The organism is Pseudomonas campi (genome assembly GCF_013200955.2).
GTDB lineage: Bacteria > Pseudomonadota > Gammaproteobacteria > Pseudomonadales > Pseudomonadaceae > Aquipseudomonas > Aquipseudomonas campi.
In genome coordinates this window covers 3,295,133-3,306,780 of record NZ_CP053697.2, presented here as the reverse complement: position 1 = coordinate 3,306,780, position 11,648 = coordinate 3,295,133, and the positions used below count along the sequence as shown (strand labels likewise).

At 60.9% G+C, this 11,648-nt stretch carries 11 protein-coding genes; all 11 read left to right on the top strand.

Annotated features, from left to right (window positions below; translation table 11 throughout):
• The first annotated feature begins 68 nt into the window (after nucleotides 1-68).
• A complete protein-coding gene (locus HNE05_RS15330) occupies nucleotides 69-896 on the top strand; it encodes an outer membrane lipoprotein-sorting protein (RefSeq protein WP_173208947.1) in 828 nt (275 codons plus the stop codon).
• Nucleotides 897-913: 17 nt separating this feature from the next.
• Nucleotides 914-2,284: a hypothetical protein gene (locus HNE05_RS15325; RefSeq protein WP_173208945.1), complete on the top strand. Its 1,371-nt coding sequence runs from the start codon at nucleotides 914-916 to the stop codon at nucleotides 2,282-2,284.
• A gap of 55 nt (nucleotides 2,285-2,339) precedes the next feature.
• Nucleotides 2,340-3,230, top strand: coding sequence for an ACP S-malonyltransferase (locus HNE05_RS15320; protein ID WP_173208943.1), 891 nt, complete (start codon nucleotides 2,340-2,342; stop codon nucleotides 3,228-3,230).
• Between the two features lie 33 nt (nucleotides 3,231-3,263).
• Nucleotides 3,264-4,313: a hypothetical protein gene (locus HNE05_RS15315; RefSeq protein WP_173208941.1), complete on the top strand. Its 1,050-nt coding sequence runs from the start codon at nucleotides 3,264-3,266 to the stop codon at nucleotides 4,311-4,313.
• A gap of 2 nt (nucleotides 4,314-4,315) precedes the next feature.
• On the top strand, nucleotides 4,316-4,684 hold the full coding sequence (gene acpS / locus HNE05_RS15310) for a holo-ACP synthase (RefSeq protein ID WP_173208939.1): 369 nt from the start codon (nucleotides 4,316-4,318) through the stop codon (nucleotides 4,682-4,684).
• Nucleotides 4,685-4,749: 65 nt separating this feature from the next.
• Nucleotides 4,750-5,466 carry an SDR family oxidoreductase gene (locus HNE05_RS15305; RefSeq protein WP_219637200.1) on the top strand — a complete coding sequence of 239 codons (717 nt, stop codon included), beginning with the start codon at nucleotides 4,750-4,752 and terminating at the stop codon, nucleotides 5,464-5,466.
• Nucleotides 5,467-5,475: 9 nt separating this feature from the next.
• Entirely contained in the window at nucleotides 5,476-6,057 is a 582-nt protein-coding gene (locus HNE05_RS20690; RefSeq protein ID WP_173208935.1) for a 3-hydroxyacyl-ACP dehydratase FabZ family protein, read from the top strand.
• 43 nt (nucleotides 6,058-6,100) lie between these two features.
• On the top strand, nucleotides 6,101-6,394 hold the full coding sequence (locus HNE05_RS15295; protein ID WP_173208933.1) for an acyl carrier protein: 294 nt from the start codon (nucleotides 6,101-6,103) through the stop codon (nucleotides 6,392-6,394).
• A gap of 47 nt (nucleotides 6,395-6,441) precedes the next feature.
• Nucleotides 6,442-7,590 carry an aminomethyl transferase family protein gene (locus HNE05_RS15290; RefSeq protein WP_173208931.1) on the top strand — a complete coding sequence of 383 codons (1,149 nt, stop codon included), beginning with the start codon at nucleotides 6,442-6,444 and terminating at the stop codon, nucleotides 7,588-7,590.
• A 245-nt stretch (nucleotides 7,591-7,835) separates the two neighbouring features.
• Nucleotides 7,836-10,385, top strand: coding sequence for a beta-ketoacyl-[acyl-carrier-protein] synthase family protein (locus HNE05_RS15285; RefSeq protein ID WP_173208929.1), 2,550 nt, complete (start codon nucleotides 7,836-7,838; stop codon nucleotides 10,383-10,385).
• Entirely contained in the window at nucleotides 10,378-11,622 is a 1,245-nt protein-coding gene (locus HNE05_RS15280; protein WP_173208927.1) for a beta-ketoacyl synthase N-terminal-like domain-containing protein, read from the top strand. Before HNE05_RS15285 ends, HNE05_RS15280 begins: the two co-directional genes overlap by 8 nt.
• Nucleotides 11,623-11,648: the final 26 nt, after the last annotated feature.

Below are 11,648 nucleotides of genomic sequence, written 5' to 3'. Positions count from 1 at the left end.
CGTTAATAAGAATAATAATTTCTGCAATATTTAGGCTGCCGTTCTAATTGGTAGTGCAGGGGAAAGGGATGCAAGCGTCTATTATTTCTATTCTATTGGCACTTGGGCTGTTTGCTGTTTCGTCGAATAGTGCGGCGGTTCCTGAAGCAGTGCCTGTAGATAGCTCCGTTGTTTCCTCCGTAGCCACCGAAGAATCCTCTCCGGCTGTCGCGATTATTCGTCGTGCCGATCGTATTCGAGCGCCAGCCGAACCTTTTCGTTATGCATTGACCCTGGTCGAAATGAAAGGTGAGCAAGAAGTCTCCCGGCAAAGTCTCGATGTCGCCATGCGCTTTTATAAACCGACTGCCGAACAAGCCGGTGATGCGCGCGCCTTAGTGCGTTTTGTTGATCCGCCGACTGAACGTGGCAAGTCGCTGTTATCGATCTTCGATAAACTTTGGTATTACGAGCCAAAGTTGCGCCGGCCCATCCCTATTTCCCGGCAGCAGCGTCTGGTTGGGCAGGTTTCGAATGGCGATGTGGTTGCTACTGATTTCGATCTTTCCTATATCGCGACAGTCGCCGCTACGGAAGACTGTGACGGTCGCCCGTGTTACCGCTTGGAATTGCAGCGCCGTTGGCCGCATGTGACGTACCCGAAAATTAGTTACTGGGTCGATGTGGAAACTTCACGGCCGTTCAAGGCGGAATTTCTCTCGACCGGTAACAAGGTGCTGAAGCGCGCCTGGTACAAGGATTACAAGTTGGCCCTGGGTGAGTATCGGCCGCACGAGATATATATCGAGGACAGCCTGAAGAAAGAACAGTACACGCGCATGCTGTATTCCGATGTGCGCCTCGAGGAAGTTCCAGAAGCCTACTTCCAGAAAGAATACTTGCTGCGCTTGCGCTAATTGAAGTTGGTGTGTTGATGATGCGCAAATGGATTTTGCTGGCGCTCGGTGCGGGTGTTGGATTGCAGGTCTGGCCTGCGCAGGCCGTGGATTGCAGTGCGGGCGGGTATTCCGGGGTAGAGGCAGGGCAGGCACAGGTGCGCGATGCCAAGCTCAATCCGCAGGGCGACTTCAGTAAGGATCAGCGCCACTCCGCGTTGTACAGCGAGCTGAACGTCGACTGTGCAGTGGATGCCACGAAGTTGCATGTGAGTGCCTATGGCGAGCGCATGCAGAATTATGGCGAAAGCGGCAGCGCGCAAGACAATGATGGCTATGACAATCACGGTTTTATCCGCGAAGCCTATTTGTCATTAAGTCCGAATGACTCACTGTTCGTGGATGTTGGCAAAAAAGATATTCGCAACGGCCAGTTCTTTTTTGTCAGTCCGTTGGATTTTTTGCAGAACCCGGGAAATTATTCGTCGCGGGGTGTGATCAATGCCATGGGGGTTTCCTGGCGTGATAGCTATCGCGAAGGTTCGGTAGCGCTACAGGCATCATGGTTCAATCAATATGGCACGGTCGAATTGGCCGCCATTCCGCAGTTGGCGAATGAATCGAGTAAAGCGCGGGTTGCCGAATGGACGACGCTGCAGCGCACCAATGGCGAAGAACGTTATTACGCGGCCTATACCTCGTCGTTATTTGAGGATTTCAATCCGCGCTTTGTGCTGCTGGGTGGTGAAAACTTTGGTGCGGGTCTCGGTACCAGTGGTTTCTTGACGGACGACTGGATTCTTAACTTGGAACTGGCGGCACGTGATCGCAGTGATATTCGCGAAACCAGTTCCGCGGCGCTGGCCAAGTTACAGTCTTGGCAATTGCCGAGTGCCGATGAAGTTTTCGTCGAGCAGCAACGTGATGTGTTTACCCAGTTTGCTGCCGGCTTGCGCTATGCCACGGAGAATAACCTGGCCATTTCCGTGGAATACCTGTTTCAGGATCAGGGGCTGGATGAAAACAACTGGGATGACTACTTCGACTTTCTCGATGTGACGGAGCAGGCCTATCGCTTCAGTGGTGCCGAGGTGTTTCGGGATTATCAATTGTTGTTTGCCCAGGAAACCGATAACACGGTACGTCGCGACCTGATGCTGGGACGTCAATATTTGATGGCGCATGTCCAACGCGATCAGGCGGAGTTGCAAAGGCTGTCGTGGGAAACTTCGACTATCTACAACATTGAAGATCAAAGTTATGCGTTGAATCTGCACCTGTCTTCGCAACTTAGTCGGCACTTTGAAGTGTATGTCGGCGGCGGTTATCTGGGGGGGCAGGATCGTAGTGAATTTGGTCGATTGGGAACCAGCGGGGTGGGATATGCAGGCGTACGAGCAATCTGGTAACGACACGCACGGCTGTGCACTGCTGTTTCCTGGGCAGGGTACTCAGCACATCGGCATGGGTAGTGATGTCTGCGATCAATCGCCGGTGACCGCCCGTGTCTGGGACTGTGCCAGCGATATCGCCGGTTTTGATGTACGTCGGCTGTGCCTGAAAGGGCCGCTGCCCAAGCTGGACAAGACCCAATACCAGCAGGTTGCCGTGACCACGGTGAACATCGCCTGCCTCGAAGCGCTGCGCGCCAAGGGGCCAGTGGGCGAGTCTTGCGTGGCAGGTCATAGCGTCGGTGAGTTCTCGGCGCTGTATGCCGCCGGCGTGCTGAGCCTGGAAGACGTGTTCCGCGGTGTTGCTGCCCGTGGCCGGATCATGCAGGCCCTGGCCGAACAAACCGAGGGTGCGATGTATGCGATCAAGGGCATTGACCGTGATGGCATCGCCGAGCTGATCGCCCTGCACGAACTGGCCGACCGTATCACCGTGGCCAACGACAATTCGCCCCGCCAGCAGGTGATTTCCGGTTGCAAGCTGGCGCTCAAGGAGCTGCTGCCGGTGCTTCTGCGCGAGGGCTTCGAGCAGGTTCGCCTGCCGGTCAATGGTGCCTGGCACAGCAGCCTGATGCGTCCGGGCGCCGAAGACTTCCAGGCGGTGATCGACAGCCTCAGTTTTGCCGCGCCGCGGGTGCCGGTATTCGGTAATCAGGCGGCTGACCGTCTGAGCAGCATCGAGCAGCTGCGTGCAGACCTGGTGACCAACCTGTACTCCACCGTGCGCTGGCGCGAAACCATGCAGAACCTGGCTGCCAGCGGGGTGCGCCTGTGTCTCGAAGTCGGCCCGAAGAAGGTGCTCAGTCGCCTGTTGCTGGATTTCCCGGCGCTGCAGGACCAGCTCAGTACGCGGCATGTCGCCGAGCTGATCGTAACGAAACCGGCTTCGGCCGTGACCGAGTAATCAGCGGCCGACTGCCCGGAGATTCCTGACCCCATGCTTCCGACTTTTCAGCGACACCTTGGCCGTTACGCCGTGGCCCTGTGGTTCGGCCTCACCCTGCTGTGCCTGCTGCTGGCCTTTGCCCTGGTGCGCAACAGTGCCGAGCTGGGTCTGACGCAGTTGCTGCTGGCAGGTGCGGCGATTAGCGCCGGGGTGAGCTTTGGCGCCTTTCGCGATGCGCCGGGGTACTGGATCTACAGCACGCTGGCGCCGAAATTCATGATGTCCAGGGACGAGCTGAGTGCAGTGCGTAACCTGCAGATCACACCAGTGCTGCGCTGGCTCAATCCGCTGCAGAGCCCGCTGGGCATGCCAGTTTTGCTGATGCTGTCGGTACTGCTGCTGTTGCTGGCGGGCCACAGCGTATTTCCTGAGCAGCGTGGCGTGGTTGTCCTGGTGGTGATTGGTGGGCTGTTTCCGTTGTTGCTGTGCTGGCTGCTGCTGGGCAGTGCCCGCTACTTCCTGGTGCTGGCCAGCCCGGAGGGTGAAAACACCTTGCGCCAGGGGCAGAAGCGTCTGCGTCAGGCGGCGAGCTTCCGGCGGGAGGACCTGATCATCACCCTGGCCATCAACTGGGTACTGATCTGGCCCCTGCAGGACAAGCCGGCATTCAGTCTGGCGGCGGGCTACGGCACGCCCGAGTTCATGGTCGCGGCGCTGCTACTGATCTGGATCGCTGGGTTCTTCACGTTGCTTGGCGCACGCCGCTCGCGGCTGTTTTCGCGGGTCGGCGAGGGTCTCTCCAGCCTGTTCAGCGCCGAGGCGGTCTCTGCGCGGCCGGTACGGCCACTGCTGCAGCGCCTGCTTGCCTACTACGGCGTATTGGCGCTGTGGACCCTGGGTTGCTGCCTGGTGCTCAGCCTGTTGCCGCTGGTCCTGCCATTCGCACTGTTCTGTGTGTTGCTGCTGCCTGCACTCGGTTGGGTGTTCTGGCAGGAGCGTGGGGTGACCCTGCAGCGTGATGCCGAGCAGGCCGCGCAGTTCATCGACGAGCAGGCGGTGCAGCCAGTGGCGGTGCCGCGGCGCATGGCGGAGTTCAACTGAGCATGCATATCGGCATCGACATCGTGCAGATCGAGCGTATCCGCACCGCCAGCCAGCGCAGCGGCGAAGGTTTCATGACGCGGGTCTACACCGAGCGCGAACTGGCTTACATCGGCAACCCCGAGGAGAACGCGGAGCGCGCTGCCGGTATCTGGGCGGCCAAGGAGGCCGCGGTGAAAGCCCTGGGTACCGGCTTTGGCGACGGCATCCTGTTTCACGACATGGAAATAGAACACGAGGAGAGGGGGCGGCCGTACCTGGTATTGGCCGGCCGTTTTCGTGAAGTCATGCAGCAGTCAGGTTTGAGTGCGGCGAGTTTGAGCATATCCCACTGCGGTACGCATGCAGTGGCGGCAGTTGTGCTCGGTTAATAACCAAAAAGACGATAGGTCAGACAATGGCAACGTTTTCGGATTTGCAGGGGAAGGTCGCGTTAGTGACCGGGGCAAGTGGCGATATCGGCCTGGCGGTGTGCGAGAAATTGCTGGAGGACGGTTGCAAGGTGTACGCCACCTACAACAGCAATCCGACACGCCTCGGCGAACTGGCGGATCGTCAGGAATTCGCCGGACGGGTGATCGCGCTGAAGTGCGACATCACCAAGAAGGATGAACTGGAAGCGGCCATGACCACCATCGAGGAAGCCGACGGCAAGCTCGATGTACTGGTCAACAATGCTGGCAAGTACCGCGACAACCTGTTCTCGCTGATGGAGTACGAGGAATTCGACGACGTCATCAAGACCAACCTCTATGGCACCTTCATGGCCACCAAGGCGGCGCTGCGCATGCTGCGCAAGGCCAAGCTGGCGACCGTGGTCAACGTCTCCTCGATCGCCGGCATGACCAATAGCTTCGGGCAGACCAACTACAGCTCGGCCAAGGCCGGGATGATCGGTTTCACCCGCACCCTGGCCGCCGAGCTGGGCTCCAAGGGTGTGCGGGTGAATGCCGTGGCGCCGGGCCTGATCGAGTCGGTGATGACCAAGCGCGTACCGCGCAACGTGATTCGTCAGACCCTCTCGGTGATCCCCCTGCAGCGCATGGGTGAGACCCGTGAAGTGGCCGAGGCGATTGCCTTTCTCTGCTCCAGTTCATCGAGCTACATCGTCGGCCAGACGCTGGTAGTCGATGGCGGCCTGATCATGCGTTAAGGAGGCTCCATGGCCGATTCCGAAGAAAGTCTCGTTGCACCCTCGATGCTCATGAAGATGGGCCCCTGGCGTTACCCGTTCTTCCTGGTCGACAAGATCTGCGAGTTCAAGCGCGGTTCGCGTGGCTACATCACGGCGGTGAAGAACATCTCGTTCAACGAGCCGCAGTTCACCGGGCACTTCCCGGACAGCCCGATCATGCCGGGCGTGCTGATCGCCGAGGCGATGGGCCAGACCAGCGACTACCTGACCCTGCTCACTGCTTTCTGTGAAGAGTACGAGCAGCGTTTCGAGTGTGACCTGTCCGCTCGCCGCGATCTGCAGCAGGCCCTGCACTCGGAGGCCGGCCTGGAAATCATTGCCGGTATCCGCAAGAAGTGGGGCGGCGTGTTGGCCTCCCAGGACCTCAAATACAAGAGCGTCGTGGTGCCTGGCGACACCTTGTTCATGCGCAGCGAACTGATCATGAAGGACCCGGCCGGCTTCAGCCATTTCAAGGTCGAGGCGCGCATCGGTCGGCGAGTGACCACTACCGGCAAGCTCGCCAACTTCTGGTTCGACATGTCGAAGCCGTTCAACTACCCAGGCTAAACCCCAGGCCCGGCGAAAACCGCCATTCAGCGAGGAAGAAAACATGGACAAGCAACTGCAAGCAGTGATCGAGCAACGCCAGAGCGTGCTGAACAAACTCAAGGAAAGCCTGATCGACCGGCTGAACCTGTACCAAAGCAAAGAGCAGATCGACGACGACACCCCGCTGTTCGGTAGCGGTCTCAAGCTCGACTCCGTGGACGCCACCGAACTGGTGGTGATGCTCGACGAAGAGTTCGGCGTGCGCATCACCGAGGGCGACGATCCGTCCTACATGCGCAACGTCAATTCCCTGGCCTCTTTCATCATCCAGCGCCAGGCCGCTGCCGCCGCCTGATCGGCCGCCGCACGCAATCCGCCGCCCACTTTTCAAGGAGCACTTTCATGAGTCTGGAATCCATTCATCAAGCCGCCGGTGCCACTCTGGTTGAACGCAATGGCGTGAAGATCCCGCTGCACTATGGCCATCCGGCCGAAGAACATCTGGCGTCGCGCAAGAACATTCTGATGGTCGACTACTCGCACTTCGGCATCGTCGAAGTGCAGGGCGACGATGGTTACGACTTCCTCAATCGCGTGGTTGGCGGTGACCTCTCGGTGATTCGCGACGAGCAGGCGCTGTACACCCTGCTGCTGAATGACCAGGGTCAGATCGTCACCGACCTCTATGTGCTGTGCGATGACGAGCGCTTCCTGCTGATCTCCGAGTGGATGCGCGGCGACAAGCTGGCTGCCAGCCTGCAGGCCCTGGTCGGCGAAGAAGAAGTGCAGATCAGCGCACAGAACGACAACCTCACCACCACCCTGTTCGAAGGTCCCTACAGCTGGGAACTGATGGCCGAACTGTACGGCTTCGATGTGCTCGGCCTGCCGTTCCTCGAGTTCATGCATGTCGATGACGCGATCCTGTTCCGCTCCGGCAAGCACGGCGAGTTCGCCTTCAAGGTACTGACCTCCAAGGAAGGCGCCGCCGACCTCTGGCAGCGTGCCAGCGAGGCCGGTGCCAAGTTCGACATGAAAACCGGCGGTATCGACTTCCAGGGCAAGTCGCGCCTGGAAAACCCCTGCTGGGATCCGGCCCTGGTGGGTGAATTCAGCACCTGCCCGATCGAGCTGCAACTGCAGTGGGCGGTGCGCTACGACAAGGACGAGTTCATCGGTCGCGAGGCGCTGCTGGCCAAGCTGGAAGAAGGCGTCAAGCAGCGCGTGGTCGGCTTTGTGGTCAAGGGTGACGGCGCGACGCTGAGCCTCGGCGATGCCGTGTTCAGTGGCGAGCAGCAGATCGGCAAGGTCATCACCCTCGGTCATTCGGTGGGCGTCGACGGCTATATCGGCCAGGCCCTGCTCGACAGCGAGTATGCCTATGCCGGTATCGACCAGTACCAGATCGCCGGCAACGCTGCGCGTGTGGCCATCAACACTTCAGCGATTCCGTTCCTGCAGAACTTCAGCTTCATGGTCAACCCGGCGGAGCACAGCTATGTCGATGCCTCGCGACCGAAGAGCCTGATCGAGCAGCAGGCCAAGGCCTGATACGTCGCAAACAACAATAGCGAGGGTGACCGCCGGGGAGGCGGCCACACCTTCGGGTGGCTGAGAACCTGTTTACGATCTTTTGAATTAGAGCCAGACAAGGCAAAAACGGCCGAGGAAGCGCAGTTTACGAGCTGTAAATGAGCATTCCGAGGCCGTTTTTAACGCCGTATGGCCGCGAGTCAGGAGAGCGTAAACAGGTTCTGAGGTTGCTCGTTCGAGTCGCACCGCAGAGGAGTACGGATATGGTCAAGCGCAAGCGAATAGTAGTCACAGGGATGGGCGTGCTGACGGCACTGGGTAATACCGTGGACGAGTTCCGCGAAGGCTTGTTCGCCGCCAAGGCGTCGATCCGTCCGAGCGAGAATTTCCTCAAGTATTTCGACCATGCCCTGGCCTCCGAGGTACTGCAGCCTGTCGACTACGAAGGCATTGCCGAGGAACTGCTGCCTGAGCTGGATCGCACCGTACTCTGGGGTTACAAGGTCGGGCGCGATGCGCTGGTGCAAGCCGGCCTGCTCAACGACCCGCTGTTGCAACAGACCAGCCTGGTGGTCGGGGTGTCCTCCGCGGGCGCCGAAGCCATCATGCCGCTGATCGAAAACCGTCCGGAGGAGTTTTCCGTTCGCAAGATGGAAGTCTCCGGCAACTTTTCCTCCATCTGTCCTGTTGTCACCTCGTTGCTGGGGCTGCAGGGCGGTTTCGAACTGGTGGCGACTGCCTGTACCGCCAGTACCAATGCCATCGGCATCGGTTTCGACCTGATCCAGAACGACAAGAACCCGGTGGCGGTGATCGTCGGTTCCGACCCGGTCTACCTGCCAACCTTCGCCGGTTTCCATGCCCTCAAGGCGATGCGTGAGGAGTCCTGCTGCCCGTTCTCCGGCACGCCTGGGCTGTCGATTGGCGAAGGCGCGGGCGCGATCGTCCTGGAAGAGTACGAACACGCCAAGGCGCGCGGCGCGACCATTTATGGCGAGATCATTTCCTACGCCACCTCGTCCGATGCCCACCATGAAACCGCACCGGACCCGCGTGCCGAAGGCGCCACGCTGGTGATGCGCGCGGCCCTGGCGAATGCCGGGGTCGGCCCGGAGGCGATCCAGTACATCAATGCCCACGGCACCGGCACTGAAGCCAACGACCGCGCGGAAACCCTGGCGATGAAGAAGGTGTTCCCCAACATCGCCGAGATTCCGGTCAGCTCGAGCAAGTCCTATTTCGGCCATAACATCGGCTCGGCCGGGATCATCGAACTGATCGCCTGCCTGGTCACCCTGCCCGAGGGCAAGGTGTTGCCGACCCTCAATTTCAGCGTGCCGCGCACCGGCTGCGACCTCAACTACGTGCCTAACGAGTTCCAGCAGCACGACGTCACGCTGTTCATGAAGAACAACTATGCCTTCGGCGGCAACAACTGCAGCATCGTCTCCTCGGTCAAGCCCGAGCAGGTGCCGCAGACCGAGTACCGCCCGCGTCGCGTGGCGATCACCGGGATGGGCGCATTGAGCTCCCTGGGCTATGGCCAGGAGCAGATCAGCCAGCGTATTCGTGACGGTGAACTGGGCTCGGCGCTGGTTGCCGTGAGCGACTGGTTGGATGGCGACGAGAACAGCCAGGAATACGAGAAGCTGCTGGCGGCCAACCCGCGTCTAAGCGAGATGCTCGCCGGCCTCGGTGAAGGCGATATCCGTGCCCTGCAATTCCGTGCCCATGAAGTGCGCAATATCGAGCCGCGCAAGCACCTGAAGAACTTCGACTCGCGCAAGGCCAGCAAGATCGCCACCTACGGTCTGCTGGCTCTGGAGCAGGCGCTGCAGAGTGGCGGCAAGAAGGTGCGTCACGGCGATACTGATACTGCCTTGATCATGGGCATGTCCAAAGGCCCGCAGTCGACGGTGGCCAAGTATGCCCAGAGCCTGTACCCGGACCCGCGCCGCGCGCGCACCTTCGAGTTCCCCTCGGCGCTGATGAACTCCATCGCCACCTTCTGTGCCATCTCCAAGGGCATGAAGGGCTACAACACCACCCTGTCGACCGGCTACAACGCCTCGTTCGGTGCGCTGTTCTACGGTTACGAGCTGGTGCGTCAGGGCCTGCAGCCGCAGGCGCTGGTCGGCGGTGCTGACGAGAATGCCTATTCCTCGGCGCTGATGTCTCAGGCCGGCAGTACCCGTGTCAGCTGGACGGCCGAGGCGGACTCCTTTCAGGTTTACGGCGCCAAGCCCAGTGGTTTCGTGCTGGGCGAAGGCGCGGCCGTGGCCATGCTCGAGGATGTCGACAGTGCGCTGGCCCGCGGTGCGGAGATTCTCGCCGAAGTGGTCGGCTATGGCCGCTCCTGCGATGCCGTCTACCCGGGTGAGCCGGCGCTGGCGCGCGGCAATGCCATGACGGCGGCGATCCGCCAGGCGCTGGATGATGCCGGTCTGCGCTTCGATCAGGTCGACCTGATCTGCGGCACCAGCTGGGGCGTAGCGGAAAGTGCGGACAAGGAACTGGGGGCCGTGCGCGAAGTGTTCGGTAACGCCAGCGCCGAGATTCCGCTGGTCAACTACAACGGCTATTTCGGCTTCGTCGAATCGGCTGCCGCGCTGCTCAACCTGTCGCTGGTGCTGGAAGCCATGAAGACCGGCGAGATCATGCCGATCGCCTTCACCCGCGAGTTCTGTACCGACGATATCGCCTTCGTGCGCGAGCCGATCCAGCGTGAAGTGCGGCATGCCCTGCTGATCGGTGCTTCCGACGGCGGCAACAACTACGCCGTGGTCCTGCGCAAGGGTGCTCTGCATGCCTAAGCCCCGCGCGGCGGTGATTTCCGGGGTCGGCGCCTGTAACGGCCTGGGCCTGGACGCACCGGCACTGGTCGCGGCACTGGCTGAACAGCGCCAGGCCGACTACCAGCCGTACTTTCCGGACGAGCGCGAGGCGGCCCGTTTGGGCATGCCGTTCAACCCGCTGCAGGTGGCCATGCCGGCGCTGGTCAAGGGCCGCCGCAGCGATGCGCCGACGGCCCTGGCACTGCTCCAGCGCGTGATCGATGAAGCCCTCCAGCATGCCGGCCTGGGGCCTGAGGCCCTGGCCGGGCCGCGGGTGCAGCTGTATATCGGTGGTCAGGGCGTGCAGCCGGAGGTGATGGAATTCACCGCCTACCTGCAGCGCAACGATCAGGAAGATCTGCAGCTCAACCCGACGCTCAAGCAGATGCACAGCGACAACTACGCCGAGGAGCGTCTCGGCCGTCTGCTGATGCAGCATTACCAACTGGCCATGCCGCCGCTGGCGCTGTCCACCGCCAGCTGTTCGAGCATGTCGGCGCTGTACCTGGCCAGCAAGGCGATTGAATCCGGTCGCGCGGATATTGCCGTGGTCGCCTCGTGGCAGCAGGTGACCCTGTACAACATGGTGTTCATGGGCGGTTTGAATGCCCTGGCGCGCTCGGTCAGTCAGCCATTCTCGGCGGCGACCGAAGGTGTGATGCTCGGTGGTGGGGTGGCCGCGACGGTGCTGGAGAGTCCCGAACACCTGGCTACCCGTGGTGGCAAGGGGCGCCTGCGCATCGACGGCTTTGCCATGTGCCAGAGCGGTGGCTCGTCGCGCGGCGGGCAATCCTTCTCGCCGGATTTCCGCTCCATCTCGCGCACCATCGACGATTCGTTGGCGCAGGCAGAAGTCAGCGCCGAGCAGGTCGGCTGCATCTTCATGCACGGTAACGGCATCCGCGGCAGTGACCAGGCCGAGCTGATGGCGGTGCGCAAAGTGTGGGGCGACAACGGCATTCCGGCGGTCTCGTACAAGGCGCAGTTCGGTTATCAGGTGGCGGCCAGCGGCCTCACCGATCTGGCCATTCTCGCCGACGCCATGCAGCAACAACGCCTGCTGGCATTCCGTGCCCAGGCGCCGCTGGACAACGCCGCCGGGGTGCAGTTGCACGCCGACAGCGAACCGCTGCCGCTGGTGTCGGACAAAGTGGTCAAACTCGCCCTCGGCATCGAGGGTTCCGTCGCGGCCTGCACGTTGGCGCGCCTGGCGTGAGCCAGGACAGTTGATAGGGAAGAGTG